The 16,991-nt window shown below is 55.2% G+C and carries 17 protein-coding genes and 1 other RNA gene; 10 read left to right on the forward strand and 8 right to left on the reverse strand.

Features of this window, described 5'->3' with window-relative positions; translation table 11 throughout:
* Positions 1 to 5 precede the first annotated feature (5 nt).
* The gene (gene sucB / locus P7079_RS04820) at positions 6 to 1,691 is read left to right on the forward strand and encodes a 2-oxoglutarate dehydrogenase, E2 component, dihydrolipoamide succinyltransferase (RefSeq protein ID WP_278012160.1); all 1,686 of its coding nucleotides are present in this window, start codon (positions 6 to 8) and stop codon (positions 1,689 to 1,691) included.
* A gap of 71 nt (positions 1,692 to 1,762) precedes the next feature.
* Here sucB and P7079_RS04825 read toward each other — a convergent pair whose 3' ends face one another.
* Positions 1,763 to 2,236 carry a hypothetical protein gene (locus tag P7079_RS04825; protein ID WP_278012161.1) on the reverse strand — a complete coding sequence of 158 codons (474 nt, stop codon included), beginning with the start codon at positions 2,234 to 2,236 and terminating at the stop codon, positions 1,763 to 1,765.
* Between the two features lie 82 nt (positions 2,237 to 2,318).
* On the opposite strand from P7079_RS04825, the gene P7079_RS04830 reads away from it, so the two are divergent.
* The 3 genes from P7079_RS04830 to glnA are packed head-to-tail and all read left to right on the forward strand — an operon-like array spanning position 2,319 to position 5,685.
* Complete coding sequence (locus tag P7079_RS04830; protein ID WP_278012162.1) at positions 2,319 to 3,509, forward strand: MFS transporter; 1,191 nt, start codon at positions 2,319 to 2,321, stop codon at positions 3,507 to 3,509.
* Positions 3,510 to 3,538: 29 nt separating this feature from the next.
* A complete protein-coding gene (locus P7079_RS04835; RefSeq protein ID WP_278012163.1) occupies positions 3,539 to 4,231 on the forward strand; it encodes a DUF4191 domain-containing protein in 693 nt (230 codons plus the stop codon).
* 29 nt (positions 4,232 to 4,260) lie between these two features.
* Positions 4,261 to 5,685: a type I glutamate--ammonia ligase gene (gene glnA / locus P7079_RS04840; RefSeq protein WP_278012164.1), complete on the forward strand. Its 1,425-nt coding sequence runs from the start codon at positions 4,261 to 4,263 to the stop codon at positions 5,683 to 5,685.
* Positions 5,686 to 5,790: 105 nt separating this feature from the next.
* Here glnA and P7079_RS04845 read toward each other — a convergent pair whose 3' ends face one another.
* The 3 genes from P7079_RS04845 to P7079_RS04855 are packed head-to-tail and all read right to left on the reverse strand — an operon-like array spanning position 5,791 to position 10,588.
* The gene (locus P7079_RS04845) at positions 5,791 to 6,402 is read right to left on the reverse strand and encodes a histidine phosphatase family protein (RefSeq protein ID WP_278012165.1); all 612 of its coding nucleotides are present in this window, start codon (positions 6,400 to 6,402) and stop codon (positions 5,791 to 5,793) included.
* On the reverse strand, positions 6,402 to 9,251 hold the full coding sequence (locus tag P7079_RS04850) for a bifunctional [glutamine synthetase] adenylyltransferase/[glutamine synthetase]-adenylyl-L-tyrosine phosphorylase (protein WP_278012166.1): 2,850 nt from the start codon (positions 9,249 to 9,251) through the stop codon (positions 6,402 to 6,404). Before P7079_RS04850 ends, P7079_RS04845 begins: the two co-directional genes overlap by 1 nt.
* Positions 9,251 to 10,588, reverse strand: a complete 1,338-nt coding sequence (locus tag P7079_RS04855; RefSeq protein ID WP_278012167.1) for a glutamine synthetase family protein — start codon at positions 10,586 to 10,588, stop codon at positions 9,251 to 9,253. Before P7079_RS04855 ends, P7079_RS04850 begins: the two co-directional genes overlap by 1 nt.
* 88 nt (positions 10,589 to 10,676) lie before the next feature.
* Here P7079_RS04855 and panB point away from each other — a divergent pair, with 88 nt between their 5' ends.
* The gene (gene panB / locus P7079_RS04860) at positions 10,677 to 11,471 is read left to right on the forward strand and encodes a 3-methyl-2-oxobutanoate hydroxymethyltransferase (RefSeq protein WP_278012168.1); all 795 of its coding nucleotides are present in this window, start codon (positions 10,677 to 10,679) and stop codon (positions 11,469 to 11,471) included.
* On the opposite strand, the gene P7079_RS04865 is transcribed toward panB, so the two are convergent.
* Positions 11,472 to 11,657: a hypothetical protein gene (locus P7079_RS04865; RefSeq protein WP_278012169.1), complete on the reverse strand. Its 186-nt coding sequence runs from the start codon at positions 11,655 to 11,657 to the stop codon at positions 11,472 to 11,474.
* A 46-nt stretch (positions 11,658 to 11,703) separates the two neighbouring features.
* On the opposite strand from P7079_RS04865, the gene map reads away from it, so the two are divergent.
* Both map and ppgK read left to right on the forward strand, forming a co-directional pair.
* Positions 11,704 to 12,609 (forward strand): type I methionyl aminopeptidase, encoded by a 906-nt coding sequence (gene map / locus P7079_RS04870; RefSeq protein WP_278012170.1) that lies wholly within the window; start codon positions 11,704 to 11,706, stop codon positions 12,607 to 12,609.
* A 9-nt stretch (positions 12,610 to 12,618) separates the two neighbouring features.
* Positions 12,619 to 13,389: a polyphosphate--glucose phosphotransferase gene (ppgK, locus tag P7079_RS04875; RefSeq protein WP_278012171.1), complete on the forward strand. Its 771-nt coding sequence runs from the start codon at positions 12,619 to 12,621 to the stop codon at positions 13,387 to 13,389.
* A 54-nt stretch (positions 13,390 to 13,443) separates the two neighbouring features.
* Here ppgK and rnpB read toward each other — a convergent pair.
* Positions 13,444 to 13,790: RNase P RNA component class A (rnpB, locus tag P7079_RS04880), an RNA gene on the reverse strand.
* A gap of 81 nt (positions 13,791 to 13,871) precedes the next feature.
* Here rnpB and P7079_RS04885 point away from each other — a divergent pair.
* On the forward strand, positions 13,872 to 14,639 hold the full coding sequence (locus tag P7079_RS04885; RefSeq protein ID WP_278012172.1) for a YaaA family protein: 768 nt from the start codon (positions 13,872 to 13,874) through the stop codon (positions 14,637 to 14,639).
* On the opposite strand, the gene P7079_RS04890 is transcribed toward P7079_RS04885, so the two are convergent.
* Both P7079_RS04890 and P7079_RS04895 read right to left on the reverse strand, forming a co-directional pair.
* Positions 14,636 to 15,364 carry a zinc ribbon domain-containing protein gene (locus P7079_RS04890; protein ID WP_278012173.1) on the reverse strand — a complete coding sequence of 243 codons (729 nt, stop codon included), beginning with the start codon at positions 15,362 to 15,364 and terminating at the stop codon, positions 14,636 to 14,638. The two genes, P7079_RS04885 and P7079_RS04890, sit on opposite strands and share 4 nt — an antisense overlap.
* A 25-nt stretch (positions 15,365 to 15,389) precedes the next feature.
* On the reverse strand, positions 15,390 to 16,184 hold the full coding sequence (locus P7079_RS04895) for a Nif3-like dinuclear metal center hexameric protein (RefSeq protein WP_278012174.1): 795 nt from the start codon (positions 16,182 to 16,184) through the stop codon (positions 15,390 to 15,392).
* Between the two features lie 36 nt (positions 16,185 to 16,220).
* Here P7079_RS04895 and P7079_RS04900 point away from each other — a divergent pair, with 36 nt between their 5' ends.
* On the forward strand, positions 16,221 to 16,613 hold the full coding sequence (locus P7079_RS04900) for a fluoride efflux transporter FluC (protein WP_278012175.1): 393 nt from the start codon (positions 16,221 to 16,223) through the stop codon (positions 16,611 to 16,613).
* Positions 16,610 to 16,975: a fluoride efflux transporter CrcB gene (crcB, locus tag P7079_RS08490; protein ID WP_376986539.1), complete on the forward strand. Its 366-nt coding sequence runs from the start codon at positions 16,610 to 16,612 to the stop codon at positions 16,973 to 16,975. The genes P7079_RS04900 and crcB overlap by 4 nt, the downstream gene beginning before the upstream one ends.
* The last annotated feature ends 16 nt before the right edge of the window (positions 16,976 to 16,991 follow it).

Consider the following 16,991-nt stretch of genomic DNA (forward strand, 5'->3'; position numbering starts at 1 on the left):
AACACATGTCTGAACCCATTAAAATGCCAGCACTCGGCGAATCCGTCACTGACGGCACCGTGAACGCTTGGCTCAAGCAGGTCGGCGAAACTGTCGAAGAGGGCGAGCCTTTGCTCGAGGTCTCTACTGACAAAGTCGATACCGAAGTCCCGTCCCCTATCTCGGGCGTGCTCGAGTCGATCGAAGTCGCAGAAGACGAGACTGTCGAAGTTGGCACCATCCTGGGCTACATTGGCGATGGCTCCGGCGCATCGTCCGCAGCATCAACTCACGAACCAGCACAAACTGAAGCTCCTACTCCGGCAGGTGATCCTTCGCCAACCGAGCAGGTCCAGCAGGCCGCTGGCGGCACCGGCGTCGAAGTCAAGATGCCAGCCCTAGGCGAGTCCGTCACTGACGGCACCGTCAATTCGTGGCTCAAGGAAGTCGGCGACGACGTTGAGGAAGGCGAGCCTTTGCTCGAGGTCTCCACGGATAAGGTCGATACTGAAGTTCCTGCTCCGGCATCAGGTAAGCTCACACAAATCCTCGTGACTGAGGATGCCACCGTTGAGGTAGGCGCTGTCCTGGCTATTATTGGTGGCGAGGTTCCTGCATCGTCGAACGAGCCTGATGTGGCACCAGTGCCAGCTGAGCCTGCAGCTCCGGCAGCGCCAGCAACGCCGGCTCCAGCAGCTCCAGCTCCGGCAGCTCCCGCTGCTACCCCAGTTACTGCACCAGCAGGCAGCGAGGACGCCTACGTCACTCCGATTGTTCGCAAGCTTGCAAAGGATCTGGGCGTTGACCTCTCAACCGTCGCAGGCACCGGCGTCGGCGGGCGTGTTCGCCGTCAGGATGTCGAAGCTGCAGCTGAAGCTGCGAAGGCGGCACAGGCTAGCGCAGCACCAGTGGCTTCGGCACCGGCAACGCCCGCTCCCGCCAACGCTGGTTCGGTTAAGGCCGATCTTGCAAAGAAGGCCGCTGAGGCAACCTCTTTGCGTGGTACGCGTCAGAAGATGTCTGGCCTGCGCAAGACGATCTCGAAGCGTATGGTCGAGTCGCTCCAAGTGTCGGCTCAGCTGACCACCGTGATGGAAGTTGATGTGACCAAGATCGTGGCACTACGGGCTAAGGCAAAGGACGGCTTCAACGCTCGCGAGGGCGTCAAGCTCACCTATCTGCCATTCTTCGTTCAGGCCGCAGCTGAGGCACTCAAGGCACACCCGAAGCTCAACGCATCGATCGAGGGCAACGAAGTCGTCTACCACGACGTCGAACACGTCGGCCTTGCTGTGGACACCCCCAAGGGCCTGTTTGTGCCGGTGATCAAGAACGCTGGCGATCTGAATATCGCAGGTATTGCGAAGCAGATCGCCGATCTTGCGTCGCGTACTCGCGATGGCAAGATCGGCGCAGAAGAAATGGCTGGTTCAACCTTCACCATCACGAACACCGGTTCGATTGGCGCACTGTTTGATACCCCGATTATTAACCAGCCCAACGTCGCCATCCTTGGCACCGGCGCGATCTTCAAGACGCCAGCTGTTATCAAGGATCAAGATGGTAACGATGTGATCCAGGTTCGCTCCAAGTGCTACCTGGCCATCTCCTACGATCACCGTCTCGTTGACGGCGCTGACGCTTCTCGCTTCCTGCGTGATGTCAAGCTCCGCCTCGAAGAGGCTGATTTCGCAGGTGAACTTGGTCTGTGATCATCATTAATTGAGTGTGCCGGCAAGGAAAACCTTGCCGGCACACGTGTATTTTTTCACAAGCAGACCTATCACGACCCGCCATCGACAAATTCATCTGGCTCATCCATGTGACATGTCACTGTGCGAAACATCCTTTCACTCCCCTCATCGAATTGCCACAGTGCGCATGTTCGTACTGCACTGTCACCGTCTGCCTCAGAATCTCCGACCCCTGTTTGAACTGAGTTGACCTTCCAATACGTTTGACCATGACGTTGTACCTTCTCCACGCTGGTGACCACGGTAGCGACATGAGACGGATCTATCCCGCGCTCATCAATGACCTGCACAAGACGTTCGTCCGCTGCTCGGGCAGGCGAACGCGGAACGCTCAGCGCAAAAAGCGCATCAACGTCGCGGGTGCGTAATGCCTCATCGCGTCGGCTCACCACCCGTTGAGCCACCTGGATCAGTGTCTGTCCCGGACTGACATATATTGCCAACACACCACCAGCGATCATGGAGATGGCCAAGACACTCGCTACCACGATTTTTGACTTCATATGTCGATCTCATCATGTTTCGTCGAAAAGGCCGTAAAGTTATCCACAGCTTGCATACAATGAGCAGGTTGAAAGGAGCATTTTGGCTACAGGATCTAAATTTGCGCAATACCGTGACCTCCCCCGCCTGGCAGGAGGTGGGCGTCTCATCGTATCTTTCTTGGGACGATTTCCTACCTCAATGGTCGTGATCGGAAACCTCACTCTCGTTACCGTCACGACGGGGTCCGTGGCCAGCGCGTCGATTACTTCCGCTGCCTTGGCAATCGCCAATGGAATTGGCCAACCCGTGACAGGACGGCTATCAGACAAGCTGGGACAGCGACGGCCACTACTCATTGTCTCACTTCTGAATGCGCTGTTCTGCATCATTCACGTGTACGCAGCCACTGCGGGTGCTCCACTGAGCGTCCTCGTCGTCCTCGCAGCTTTTATCGGCATCACAACAGCACCTGTCGGCGCTCTTGCACGCGTACGGTGGTATCACCTTGCACAGCGACCTCCGCAGTTAGCTGCGGCACTTTCGTGGGAATCGATGATTGACGAGATGGGATTTGTGCTTGGCCCAGCACTCGTCGGCATTCTGTCGTCGATGATTTCTCCATATTTGCCACTGTTGATTTCCGCTTCTTTGGCACTGACGTGCGGCGTAGGTTTCGCACTGTCAAAAAACGCCGTCGGTCCACAAGTTGATAGCGAAACTGGTGCCTCTCCCGCCTTATCGACGGTTGCGAAAGCTGTGGCGGTCTGTCTCGTCGGCATGGCAGCGTTGGGCATGTTCTTCGGCTCGACACAGACCTCGACGACGGCGGCGGCGAATGCGATGGGGAACGAATCTCTCGCCGGCCTGATTTACGCCGCCCTTGGCTTTGGCTCGGCTATCACGTCGATTGGCGCTGTTGCTCTTCCCGATACATTTTCACTACGCTCACGCATCATCTGGGGAGGAATTGGACTTGCGGTAGGATCAGTGGGATGCACTTTCGCCACGAGTTTCATCCCGCTTGCGATCCTGATCTTCCTTACCGGAATGGCGATCGGACCAGCCTCGGTGGCAATTTTTACACTCGCAGGTGAGCTTTCACCCAAAGGCGGCGATGCACTAGCAGTAACGCTCCTCGGAGCAATTAATATCCTTGGAGTTGCGACGGCGAACGCGATCACTGGCCAGCTCGTGGAGGCGAACTGGACGTGGGGCTACCTCTTCACTGCTGGTTGCGGTCTTCTTCTCACATGTGGAACGCTTTTGAGCTCAAGCAAGCAGGTTCGCTAAAGTTGACAGAAGTATCAGAAAGGGAACTCATGGCCAAAACGAATAAGCCGAAGAAAAAGCGCTGGTATTCCTACCTCGCTGATGCCTACCGCGTGTCAAAGAAGACGTATCCGTGGACCGGCTGGGCAGTGTGGGGAACGCTTGTAGGTATCCTCGCTCTTTTCATCATTCTTGCGATCATCACTGGTTCCTGGTTCTTCTACATTTTTGTTGGTGTCATTCTGGCAACTACCCTCGCGATGCTGGTTTTACTCCAGCTCGTGAAATCTGCATCGTATAAGCAGATTGACGGGATGCCCGGCGCCGCATCAGCCGTTCTTGGAAACATCAAGCGCGGCTGGAATATCACCGAAGAACCTGTGCGCTTCAATCCGCGTAGCCAGGACATGGTGTTTCGTGCGATCGGTCGTCCCGGCGTTGTGCTCATCGGTGACGGTTCGCCAGCGCAAGTCAACAAATTGATCGACGAGGAACGCCGCGCGATTAAACGTGTGGCTCCTTCCGCGCCAGTCCAGGTGATCAAGGTGGGCAACGGCGAAGGTCAAGTCAAGCTTTCCCAGCTTGAAAAGGCCATGCGCCGTCTTCCAAAGAAAATCTCGAACCAAGAAGTTGCGGCCGTCGCCCAGCGTCTTCGTGCGATTCCCACCAATGCACTTCCGATTCCGAAGGGCATCGATCCCATGAACGCGCGTCCAAATCGCAAAGCCATGCGTGGACGCTAATTTCACAATACAAGAGGAACGAGGAAACCGTGTTTTCAAGCGTCGAGGAAGCCTCGGCATATATCGCCGATTCTGATATCGAATTCGTCGATATTCGCTTTTGCGATCTGCCAGGCGTGATGCAGCATTTTACAATCCCAGTATCTGCTTTTGACATTGAGACTCTTGCCAATGGCATGATGTTTGACGGTTCATCGATTCGTGGATTTACCAAAATTCATGAATCTGATATGAAGCTCATTCCGGACCCATCAACGGCCTATATCGACCCGTTCCGCAAGCGTAAGACCCTTGTGATGAACTTTTCAGTGGTTGATCCATTCACTGATGAGCCCTACGGACGCGACCCTCGTAACGTTGCCAAGCGTGCAGAGGAATACCTCAAATCGACTGGCATCGCAGATACCGTCTACATCGGCGCAGAGCCGGAGTTCTATCTCTTCGATGAAGTTCGCTTCTCATCGGAAGTGAACGGCGCGTCGTACCATCTCGATTCAACAGAAGCGTGGTGGAACACGAACCGCGAAGAAGAGGGCGGAAATCTCGGTTACAAGACGCGTGTTAAGGGAGGCTACTTCCCTGTCTCCCCCAACGACCAGATGAATGATCTTCGTGATGAAATGACAGCGAAGTGCATGGAAGTTGGGCTGAACATCGAACGTGAGCACCACGAGGTTGGTACTGGCGGTCAGCAGGAAATCAACTATCGCTTCGGCACACTCCTCCAGGCCGGCGATGATCTGATGAAGTTCAAGTACGTGATCAAAAATGTCGCGTTTGAAGCAGGCAAATCCGTGACATTCATGCCCAAGCCACTCTTCGGAGATAACGGCTCCGGGATGCACACGCATCAGTCGCTCTGGAAGGACGGCGAGCCACTCTTCGCCGATGCAAACGGCTATGGCGGGTTGTCCGATATGGCACGCTGGTACATCGGAGGCCTCCTCTATCATGCAAAGTCACTTCTGGCATTTACTAATCCATCGATCAACTCGTTCCACCGACTTGTTCCAGGATTTGAAGCACCGGTTAACCTGGTGTACTCGGCGCGCAATCGTTCTGCCTGTATCCGTATTCCTGTCACTGGCACGTCGCCGAAGGCAAAGCGTCTTGAATACCGTGTGCCTGACCCAAGCGCAAATCCCTATCTGTGCTTCGCGGCCCAGCTGATGGCAGGCCTTGACGGTATTAAGAATCGTATCGAGCCGCCGGCACCGATCGATAAGGATCTGTATGAATTGCCTCCGGAGGAGCATTCACAGATTGAACAGTTACCAGGTTCGCTCGAGGATGCATTGCGCTATCTAGAAGAGGATCATGATTACCTCACCGAAGGTGGCGTGTTCCCTGAAGATCTCATCGAAGCGTGGATCTCATACAAGCGCGAACATGAAATTGCTCCGCTGGCTCAGCGCCCACACCCCTACGAGTTTGCGCTCTACTACGATCTGTAGAACACACATGAGATGGTGAGGGCATCACGTTGGCTAACCCAACGTGACGCCCTCACCATCTTTCACACACGTTTCACATGAACGACAAAACGTGTGAAAGGCACATCATCCTGCACTATAGGGCTCTTCAGCCCACGCAACCAGGCGATATCCCATTGCAGACGAACCCTCAACGGTGACAATATCGGTGTTCTTTAATCGATGCTCTGTAAAGAACTCAATCGACGGAGCTCCTGTCGTCGCCATTACCCAAAACGGGATTACCGCACCGTGAGCGACAAGAGCAGCTACCTGGGCACCCGTCGCTTCAATCGCTTCGATCTCGCGGTCAAAGCGTTCTTTTACCTCGTGTCCAGTTGTTCCACCAGCAAGTGGTAGATCCATCTCCCCACCGAGCCAACGCGCGACGATCTGGAGGTATTGACCTCCGGTTTCTGGGATCGGTGTACCATCCCATTCTCCAGCGTCGATTTCCGCCAGCCCCGGACGCTCGACGGGTGTAATTCCCAAGGCTTGTGCCAGTGGCGCAATCGTCTGATGCGTTCGTGGCAGATTGGACATCGATAACGAGGTAATATTCTCACCTGATAAACGCGAGGGCAGCGTGAGTGCCTGTTCCCGTCCACACTGTGTCAAATTCGCTCCAGGAAAACGCGTGTCCATGATGAGCGATTCGTTGGCTTCCGTCTGTCCGTGACGAATGAGGTGAAGTCGCATTATTCCTCCTCAAATAGGATTTTCTCGACGACGCCGCGCGCAATACGAGAGCGACGCAAGTAGGTTTCTTCCATTTCATGACGTTCCTCGGGCGATATTCCCATAAGAGCGGCAATGACGCCAAGTTCGTCAACGTCTGTTGGCAAAATATCAACTTTTGCCCCTTGAGTTCGTCCGCTAGCAAGGACGTTCGCCCCACGAAGTGCGTCTGCCATATTCCACGCCTGCGACAGTACGTTTGCGTCCTGCGGAGAAAGAATACCGACATCGACAGCAGCATTCATTGCCTCTTGGGTTCCCGTCACTCGAAGTTGAGGGAACCTGTGAGCATGTTTGAGTTGCAGGTACTGAACCGCGTATTCGATGTCAAACAATCCTCCTGGCCCAAGTTTCAAGTGACGCCCTCGCGTCCCCCGCGGAGCACGATCACGCTCAATGCGTGCTTTCATCAAGCGAATATCCTGGATCTCATTTGCACAAAGATGTGCCGGATAACGTGCGGGTTCAATCATGTCGAGGAATTCCTCGACGATCGCATGGTTCCCTCCTGCGTACCGGGCTTTCAGAAGGGCTTGACGCTCCCATGTATCGGCCCATTTCGCGTAATACTCACGATAACCATCGAGGCTTCTGACAAGCGCACCCGATTTCCCTTCTGGACGCAAATCGGTATCAATAGGCAAAGGAGGCTCTGAATCAATGGAATTCAGCGATGCAATGAACGCGTGTGCCACATCCCCAGCAGCACGCTCAGCGTCGTGCCCACCACGATAGACGAACATGACATCTGCATCTGAGGCGTAATTGAGATCAAAGCTGCCGTAACGGCCCATCGCGATGATTCCAAACTCAACGTCGTCTGCCACCCCTCTCGCACCTCTCAGGGCAGCTCTCACTGCAACTTCCGCCGCGTTTGTTACTGCTCGTCGAATCTGGGGGCGATCCACTAGCCCTAGGATGTCAGCCAACGCAGTACGCAAAAGTTCGCGCCGACGGAGGAATCGTCCAGCGTGTGCCATCGATTCTGGGCCACGCCGCGCCAAAATAGCATCGAGTTCATATCCCAGCGCCTCGCGCGTTTTGGGGACAAGTTGGGCATCGTCGTCGAGCCATGCGACAGATTCAGCGAAATTGCGCATCCCATCTCGAACGAATTGAGAGGTGGACAGCACATGAGCCATGCGCTGAGCAGCAAGCGAAGAGTCACGTAGCAAACGCATAAACCACGACGTCGAGCCTAGACTTTCCGACACAGTGCGATAGGAAGCCAGACCGCGGTCAGGCATCGGGCCTTCTGAGAACCATTGAAGCATCGCGGGAAGGATATGGCGCTCAATGGCAGCTGTGCGAGAGAGGCCCGTTGTCAGTGACGCAACGTTTGCCATGGCAGATGTTGGATTTTTGAACCCGATTGCCGCAAGTCTGGCCGCTCCTGCATGTGGTTCGAGTGCGACTTCGTCTGGATGTAGTGATGCAGTCACGCCGAGGAGCGGACGATAGTAGATCTCTTGTTGGAGTGCCCGTACCTCGCGCCGAATTGACTGAAAACGTTCCTCCAGTTCCTTCACGCCCGACATGCCAAGAGAACGCGCAATTGCACGCAATGTCGCCTCGTCGGTCGGTAATTGGTGGGTGCGCCGAAATCGTCGCGCTTGGCATCGATGTTCGAGGTTGCGAAGGAAGCGGTACGCACTATCGAGGCGGGCAGCGTGAGAACGTGACATATAGCTACCGGCGGCAAGGGCCTCGATCCCTTCTAAGGTAGGACGGATACGAAGCGCGACATCATTTCGCCCATGAACCATCTGCAGAAGTTGGACGGTGAACTCAATATCACGCAGACCCCCCTCCCCCAGTTTGATTTCGCGATCACGCCGCTTCGGCGGGAGGTGTGCTTCGACCCGCCGTCGCATTGCCCGGGAAGACTCGACGAAGTTTGTGCGCGAGGCAGCGTCCCATATCATCGGCGCGACGGCCTCGGTATAGGACATTCCCACTTGCATATTTCCTGCAATTGCTCGCGCCTTAAGCAATGCCTGGAACTCCCAGTTTTCTGCCCACTTGCGATAGTACGTCAGTGACGAATCCACTGTTCGCACTACGGGTCCGTCTTTGCCCTCCGGACGAAGTGCTAGATCGATCTCCCACAATGCGGGCCACGGGCCAGGCGCAGAAATGAGGCGTGAAATCTCACTAACAGCTGTCGTGGATGCCTCAATATCACCGCTCGAAGCATCAGAAGGAAGCACATAGGTGACATCGACGTCCGAGAGATAATTGACCTCGTTACCTCCAGTTTTTCCCATGGCAATGACCGCCAATTTTTCCGGGGCGCCCGCCGCTACCCAAGCCGCCTCGAGTGTCGCACCGACCACGGCAGACAGTGCCTTTCCCACGTGGAAAAATGCATCCGTGGGAGAAAGAAGATCAGCGGCGAGAATTGCGAGGAGACGACGGTAGTAATATTCGCGGATCGCATTGGCAGGTTCTGTTCCAAGAGCGCGAACAGCACATGCCTTTTCTGATTCCAGTCTCACCGATTCCAGATCAAGACGAGTGTCGAGCGCAGATGCCAAATGCGGGTGAGCGACCAAGAGATCGAGCGCACCTGCCGAAAATCCGACGACGGACAGCATCTCCTCACTTGCTGAGGTAAGGTCAATCCCGACTTCGGCAAGCCGCACGGCAGCAAGCAGACCGAGGTCGAGGTCTGCTACCTTTGCCAATCGATCGATGAGTGTGCGTGAACGTTGCGGATCGTGTGTCAAAGATTCGAGCAAGCTCGCCGCCCGAGAAGGGTCAAAGAAGCCAGCGGCACGTAGCTGACCAGTGAGGGTGGCCTGCCGCATCAGTGCGCCCCGAGGAAACGACGCCGTTCAAATGGAGTGACCTGACTGCGGTAGATCTCCCACTCATGAAGCTTGTTGCGGATGAAGTAGTCGAAAGCGTCTTCGCCCAGCGTATCAGCGACTAATGCCGAGTTCTCCATCTCGCGGAGGGCTTCGTGCAACGATCCGGGGAGAGATTCGATCCCCATCGCTTTTCGCTCAAGACGATCCAAGTCAGCACCGTCGATTCCTAAGGAATCAGGAAGGTCAAGCCCGCGTTCAATTCCGTCAAGTCCTGCCCGCAAGATGACAGCGAAAGCGAGGTAGGGATTCGCTGCCGAATCTAATGCTCGATATTCGATTCGGGCGCTAGAAGCCTTTCCTGGTTTGAAAGACGGAACACGGATCAATGCGCTCTGTACGCCCTTTCCCCAGGTGATATATGCCGGAGCTTCGTCTCCACCAAAGAGACGCTTGTAGGAGTTGACATGCTGATTAGTCACTGCCGTAATCTCACGCGCATGTGTGAGGATACCGGCCATGAACTGGCGCGCAGTGATGGACAATTCGTATTCCGCAGCAGGATCGTAGAACGCGTTGCGGTCACCTTCAAAGAGAGAAAAGTGGGTGTGCATTCCATTGCCTGGCTTCCCCTCAAGTGGTTTGGGCATAAACGATGCACTGACGCCTTGAGCCAAAGCAGTTTCTTCCAAGATCACACGCAGTGTCATGATGTTATCGGCCATGGTCAGCGCATCGGAGACGCGAAGATCAATCTCATTTTGGCCTGGACCGGATTCATGATGAGAAAAGCCGACGGCGATCCCCATATCTTCAAGTGAACGAACCGCGAGCGCACGGAAGTCATGTGCCGTTGATCGTGATACATGATCGAAGTATGAACCGGAGTCGATCGGTGTGGGAATCTCATACTCATCTGCCACAGGGCGAAACAGATAAAATTCGAATTCTGGATGAGCGTAGAACATAAAGCCCATTGACGCCGCATGATCGATCGCACGCCGAAGCACACCGCGAGGATCACTTCTCACACCAGCCCCGTCGGGAGTCGCGATATCGCAGAACAAGCGGGCGACAGTACCTGCCGACGACGTCGCTGGCAAGATCTGCAAGGTGCCAGGATCGGGGTGCATCACCATATCTGATTCGTGAACTCGTGTCAGTCCTTCAACTGCAGACCCATCGAAACCGATTCCTTCCTCAAAGGCACTTTCGAGTTCTGCAGGCGCAATGGCGACTGATTTGAGCGTCCCCGAAACGTCGGTGAACCATAGGCGCAAAAACCGCACGTTCTGATCTTGAACGGCACGCAATACATTCTCCACTTGCTTATCCATGAGCCTATTGTCGCATCTTCGCTTAGGGGACTGGAACTAAAACGCGTAGACTGGTGGGCAGACCGTTCCAATTAAACGAAGGAGTGACATGGCGAAGGTCCGAGCCCACCACCTACGGGCGATGAAAGAAAACGGCGAGAAAATCACGATGCTCACCGCATATGACGCAATCACAGCACATATTTTTGATGAGGCTGGGATCGATATGCTCCTTGTGGGTGATTCGTACGGCATGACAATGCTCGGCTATCAATCAACCGTTCCCGTCACGATGGAACAGATGGAGCTCGCGATCGGAGCTGTCGCCCGTGGCACCAAGCGCGCATTTATCGTCGGCGATATGCCATTTGGCTCCTACGAAGCCTCAGATTCCGACGCTGTGGCAAATGCTGTTCGCCTCATCAAGGCCGGCGCAAACGCCGTCAAACTTGAAGGCGGCGAACGTATGGCTGACCGTATCAAGGCAATCACTCAGGCCGGAATCCTCGTCGTCGGACACATCGGCTACACGCCTCAGTCGGAAAACGCTCTGGGCGGGCCGCGTGTTCAGGGCCGTGGTGACGCCGCATTGGCCGTCACGAACGACGCACAGGCTGTGGAAGACGCCGGTGCAATCGCAGTGGTTTTGGAGATGGTCCCCTACGATATCGCTCACGAAATCACCGAACGTTTGAATATCCCCACCATCGGTATCGGCGCAGGCAAGCTCACCGATGGCCAAGTTCTCGTGTGGTCGGATATGGCGGGAATGCAGGAGTGGACCCCGAAGTTCGTCAAGGTCTTTGGCGAAGTCGGTGCCGCGCTTCGCCAAGCTACTGTGGCTTACAAAGATGCGGTGAAGAACCTCGAGTTCCCTGATCGAACCCACGCATTCGACCACTGATCACCAGTCGTCGCGCTCAGCTTCGGCTCGGTCTTCTTCATCCGCATATGCCGTGCGCACTGCAGCGATCTCAAGGGCAGTGTGCGCGGCCTCAGCACTCGGATAGGGTCCCATTGTTTGAGTCGAATGCCATGGGGAACTTTCTCCTTGAGCCACTTCATGAGTTGACATATTAAACCAGTACATCGTTCGCTCCTTCGCGTTCGTTGTCTCTTAATTGTAAGGCAGGGAAATGAACCCACATCGCGCACCGCTCGGAACTTTGACCCCTGGAATCGTTTCGCCCATGCTCAAGGTCCCCGCTGATATTGAGCGCCCTGAGTATATGTTCCACGATGGGCCCGAAGTTGTCACAGCCTCAGATATCAAAGATGAAGAAACAATCGAGAAGATCCGGATCTCATCACAGATCGCAGCCGACGCACTCTATGAAGCCGGCGCAGCGATTCAGCCTGGAGTAACCACCGACGAGCTGGACAAAATTGCCCATGAGTACATGTGTGATCATGGCGCCTACCCCTCAACGCTAGGGTACATGGGCTTCCCGAAATCGCTGTGTACGTCCATCAATGAAGTGATTTGTCATGGAATTCCTGATTCCACAGTGCTCCAGGAAGGCGATATCATCAATCTGGATGTCACGGCGTACAAGAATGGTGTCCACGGTGATACCAATGCCATGTTCTACGTTGGTGAAGTTGACCCTCAATCGGCCTTGTTGTGCGAGCGCACCTATGAAGCGATGATGCGCGGCATTAAAGCTGTTAAACCTGGTCGCCAGATTAATGTGATCGGTCGAGTGATCGAAAAGTACGCAAAGCGATTCGACTACGGCGTGGTCGAAGATTTCACCGGCCACGGCGTCGGCGAAGCATTTCACTCTGGACTCATCGTTCCTCACTACGATTCTGAGCTTTACACCACCACGATTGAGGAAGGCATGGTCTTCACGATTGAGCCCATGCTAACTTTGGGCGATATCGATTGGGAACAGTGGGACGATGGCTGGACAATCGTCACAAAGGATCGTGGCCGTAGCGCGCAGTGGGAACATACCTTCGTCGTTCGCGCCGACGGCGCTGAAATTTTGACGCTGCCCACCCGTGGGCAAGTCTCCCCAGCAATGCCCACGAAGTAGGAGAAAGACATGAAGAAATACGCGATCGGCGTTGACGTCGGCGGCTCAGGAATTAAAGCAGCGCCAGTGGACTTGCGCACTGGAGAGTTCGCTGATGAGCGCTACCGCATTCCCACCCCGGAGAATGCCTCTCCTGCGGAGATTGCGGCCATCATCAAAGAGCTTGTCGCCCATTTTAACCCGAAGAAGAAGACTCCCGTGGGAGTCTCATTCCCTGCACCAATCCTGAAGGGCGTTGTTCCTTTCATTGCGAACCTTTCGCAAGAATGGGCCGGAATCAATGCGCACGAATTGCTCGCCTCAACACTTGAGCGTCCGGTGACGGTCATCAACGATGCCGACGCCGCTGGTTATGGTGAAGTACGCTATGGTGCCGCAAAAGGGACACAGGGCACGGTGCTCGTGTTGACATTGGGAACGGGCATTGGCTCGGCGCTTGTCAGCCATGGTCATCTTGTCCCGAATACCGAAATGGGCCACTTGCTTCTTCCGAATGGAATGAAAGCTGAGCACTATGCGTCCTCAGGTGTGCGTGAAAAAGAAGAGCTCAGTTTTGAGCAGTGGGCACAGCGCCTACAATTGTGCTTCGATACCTATGAGCAACTCTTCTCCCCCGATTTGTTCATCGTTGGAGGCGGCGTGTCAAAGAAGCACAAGAAGTTCCTTCCGCTGATTCACACACGTGCGCGCATTATTCCCGCACAGTTACGTAATGCAGCTGGAATCGTGGGTGCGGCGTCGTTGGCGTGGGAAGCAGTGAACGACCCTTCCCAGGCCTGATGTGTTCATATCTGAAGAGTTGAGGGGGAGATCCGAAGATCTCCCCCTCAACTCTTTGTGACCATGCCGATACGCCGGGTTCTGTTCTAGCGATTCGCTAGAGGCGACCATCCATCTAGGACGTACGTTGCCGTACGCCTCAAGCAGCCCACCCGTGTGCTCAGCGGGACGCCTCGACGCACACTGTTTGGCCTTGCTCCCAGTGGGGTTTACACATGCCAAGCATGTCACCATGCTCGCGGTGAGCTCTTACCTCACCATTTCACCCTTACCTTGCGGCGGTTTTATTTCTGTTGCACTTTCCTGCGGGTCACCCCGAGTGGGCGTTACCCACCACTGCTCCCTACGGAGCCCGGACGTTCCTCGAGAGTTGTCACTCGCGCGGCCGCCTGGCATACTCAACGCTCAAGTTTAGCACTCCCCGACGTCGAAACTACCTCGATGTTCGTCATGAGATGGAGCACGGACGATAAAATATCCGTATGCAGATCTTCCTTCCGCCCTCTGAGGGCAAAACAGCCCCCGACGTCGGCCCAAAGTTAAATTTCGAGACGCTCACTTTCCCACAGCTCACGCCGCTACGCAAGGAACTTGCCACTGAACTGATGGATGTCTCACGCGCTGAGAATGCATGTGACGTTCTCAAAGTCGGCGCCTCGGTTGCCCCGGAAGTCCGCCGCCAACGCAACTTGCTTTCCTGCCCTACTGCTCGCGCACTCGATGTTTATACTGGCGTGTTGTACTCAGCCCTGGATCCTCATCATCTGTCCGAAACAGATTGGACTCGTGCTCATGAGCGTCTCGTCATTTTCTCTGGGCTCTTTGGACTTCTCAGCCCGTGTGACTTTATTCCGTCCTATCGCTTAAAAATGGGAATTTCCCTCCCCGGCGGCAACAATGCCACCCGCTGGCGACGCATTCTGGCCGACGTCGGCCCGCAATCGCTTCACGACAGCCTTATCGTCGATGCACGTTCAGGCCCTTACCGCGTTTTCACACCACACGGATCGCACGTCGTCGAAATTCGTGTCGAACGTATCAAAGACGGACAACGTCGCGTTGTCTCCCATGATGCGAAACGCTACCGAGGCTTACTCGCAGGTGCGTTAATTCGTGAAACGAACGCACCAACAACAGTCAACGAACTTGCCGAATTCGCTCATATCCTCGTCGATGCCGGTCACATTAGCCGGCTCGAACTACGCGACGGACCAACGACTCAACTCGTCCTCATCGATCACGTTAACTAGTTCGTCAGCACAATGATGGCGTCATAATCGTCCGAAATATGCACGTCATCTGGATCCCCACCTTTGATCGATGCTGCCTCGACGGGCGAAATTTGAAGCCCACCTGTGGTCATCCCGTTGGGATACATTCCGATCACCCCGAAACCGCCACGTGCTCGCGAACGATCGTAAAGAGCGACGAGATCATGATCGAGAGGCTCAACAAGCCGTTCACGTGTGGCCACGAGATCCGCGACATCGCGTTCCAGGCCCTCAATCTCAGCTTCCAAAGTTGATCGAGTCTCAAGCATCTGCGTATTGAGCATATTCAGGTGTACACGAGCAGCCTCGAGCTCACGCTCACATGCCTCTGCCGCTTCCAACGCCGCAAAGTCTCGTTCTTCGGCTTGTTCAAGCCGTGCGCGCGCGTCACCGATCTCTTTTTGCAGTGCCAGAAGCTGACGGGAATCCATACCGGAACCTGCGGCAAGTTTGTCCTCTTTTTCGTGGATCACCGCACTCAACTTCTCTGTTGCAGCACCTGCCTGCTCAACTTCTGTGTTTGCCTGAATCAATTTCTCCTCGGCGACGGCGATCTCACGCCCCGTGGCCGCAATCTGGTTGACTATTGCAGTCAGCTCAGCACGCAAGGGATGATTGTGATCCTCCCGGCGCAACTTACCGATCTTCGAATCAAGGATGGCAAGGTCAAGAAGAGCGAGTTGATCGGTACGAGGTGCTTTCATGGTGAGCCTTTCACTATGGGGAAATTCAGATTCTCAGGGTCCATGGATCAGTCACGAGCGTTGAAATATACGTCTCGACGCCAAGTTTTGCCACATGCTGACGCATCTGTGGCAAAAGTGGCCATTCCGAAGCAAAGTGCGTCAGGCCGATCAAAGGACAGCCTCCTGCCCACAGATGGTCTGTGCTGGGGTGATGACGCAGATCAGCAGTGATATAGACATCTGCTCCAACGTCATTTGCGCGTGCAAGATATGAATCGCCCGAACCAGGTGACAGCGCCACTGTGGTAACGATTCGCTCAGGGTCACCACCGATGGTGATTCCGGCCGGAGTTGGTGGAATAAGAGCCTTGAGTCGCTCTGCTAGTTCGCGAACGCTCATCGTCATCGCAAGCCGCCCCACTCGCCCGATGCCCAGGTGGGGAGCATCAGGGTTCGGAGCCAACGGGCGCACGTCCACTAATCCCAGAAGATCGGCCATTGCCTGCGCTGTTCCGGTCTGCGCTGCGTCGGCATTCGTATGGGCTGCGAGCAAGCCGACATTATGCTGAATCAATGTCGTAACCCACGAGCCTTTGCCGCCTGTTGCTGCGACGAAAGAGGTACCACGAAGATACAGAGGGTGGTGAGTAATCAACATTTGCGCGCCGCGCTCAATAGCCTCACTCACCGTGGCTTCACACGGATCAACAGCGAAGCCAACCTTCGTCACCTCCCACGACGGGTCTCCCACCACAAGACCAACGCGGTCCCAGTCTTCCGCCAAAGCCGGCGGGTACGCAGTTTCAATAGCATTGACGACGTCGGAAATGTGTCTCATGTCTTTAAGGGTAGCAAGGCGCGTAAAGTATCGGTGGTGAATATCGAATCTCGAACACAATGCGCACTGATCGTGGCCGCAGGCGGAGCGCTTGGCGCACTTGCACGCTACGGCCTCACTACAGCGATTCCTGGCGGCTACCTCGATCTCATGGCAGTAAACGTCATGGGAGCATTTCTCCTCGGCCTGCTCACTGACGGGCTTGCAGGTCACGTCGCTGACATGTCACAACGACGTCGCTGGCAACTCTTCACTGGAACAGGTGTGCTGGGAGGATTTACGACCTACTCTGCTCTCGCTCTCAACGTTGTCACCTTGGTCACCTCCCCGGCACTGGCATTTGCCTATGCAGCCACGACGGTAGCGCTTGGCGTACTCGGAGCCGAGGTTGGTTGCTGGGTTGGCACTCGCATTGGAGGCAGGCCGTGATCGCTTTTCTCGCGCTCGCCGCAGGTCTAGGGGCTGCTTGCCGCTTCCTTCTCGACGATCTCTTGTCCAGCCCCCATTCGCGTTTGCCGCGTGGGACGTGGGTAGTGAATACTCTTGGTTCCTTCTTACTTGGCATTTGTGCTGGTGGTGCGAGCCAAGGAGCGCTATCTCCAGATTGGCTGGCGATACTTGGAACCGGGTTTTGCGGTGGATTCACCACCTTTTCCACCGCATCATTAGATTCTGTGAAACTAGCGCACCGTGGAGAAAGGTTGGTCGCGCTATTCAATAGCACTGGTATGATTGTGGTTTGCATTGCCGCCGCAGCACTGGGACTTACCATTGCGCATCATCTTTGTTGAGTCATTGCGCTCCAAA

The organism is Arcanobacterium canis (genome assembly GCF_029625435.1).
GTDB classification, from domain to species: Bacteria; Actinomycetota; Actinomycetes; order Actinomycetales; family Actinomycetaceae; genus Arcanobacterium; species Arcanobacterium canis.

Coding starts and splice junctions, on each gene's coding strand:
- P7079_RS04850 (WP_278012166.1), bottom strand. CDS start 9,251: ATGCGGCAGGCCACCCTCACTGGTCAGCTACGTGCCGCTGGCTTCTTT.
- P7079_RS04845 (WP_278012165.1), bottom strand. CDS start 6,402: ATGCGACTTCACCTCATTCGTCACGGACAGACGGAAGCCAACGAATCG.
- P7079_RS04825 (WP_278012161.1), bottom strand. CDS start 2,236: ATGAAGTCAAAAATCGTGGTAGCGAGTGTCTTGGCCATCTCCATGATC.
- P7079_RS04855 (WP_278012167.1), bottom strand. CDS start 10,588: ATGGATAAGCAAGTGGAGAATGTATTGCGTGCCGTTCAAGATCAGAAC.
- panB (WP_278012168.1), top strand. CDS start 10,677: ATGGCGAAGGTCCGAGCCCACCACCTACGGGCGATGAAAGAAAACGGC.
- P7079_RS04835 (WP_278012163.1), top strand. CDS start 3,539: ATGGCCAAAACGAATAAGCCGAAGAAAAAGCGCTGGTATTCCTACCTC.
- P7079_RS04865 (WP_278012169.1), bottom strand. CDS start 11,657: ATGTACTGGTTTAATATGTCAACTCATGAAGTGGCTCAAGGAGAAAGT.
- sucB (WP_278012160.1), top strand. CDS start 6: ATGTCTGAACCCATTAAAATGCCAGCACTCGGCGAATCCGTCACTGAC.
- ppgK (WP_278012171.1), top strand. CDS start 12,619: ATGAAGAAATACGCGATCGGCGTTGACGTCGGCGGCTCAGGAATTAAA.
- P7079_RS04895 (WP_278012174.1), bottom strand. CDS start 16,184: ATGAGACACATTTCCGACGTCGTCAATGCTATTGAAACTGCGTACCCG.
- P7079_RS04890 (WP_278012173.1), bottom strand. CDS start 15,364: ATGAAAGCACCTCGTACCGATCAACTCGCTCTTCTTGACCTTGCCATC.
- P7079_RS04885 (WP_278012172.1), top strand. CDS start 13,872: ATGCAGATCTTCCTTCCGCCCTCTGAGGGCAAAACAGCCCCCGACGTC.
- map (WP_278012170.1), top strand. CDS start 11,704: ATGAACCCACATCGCGCACCGCTCGGAACTTTGACCCCTGGAATCGTT.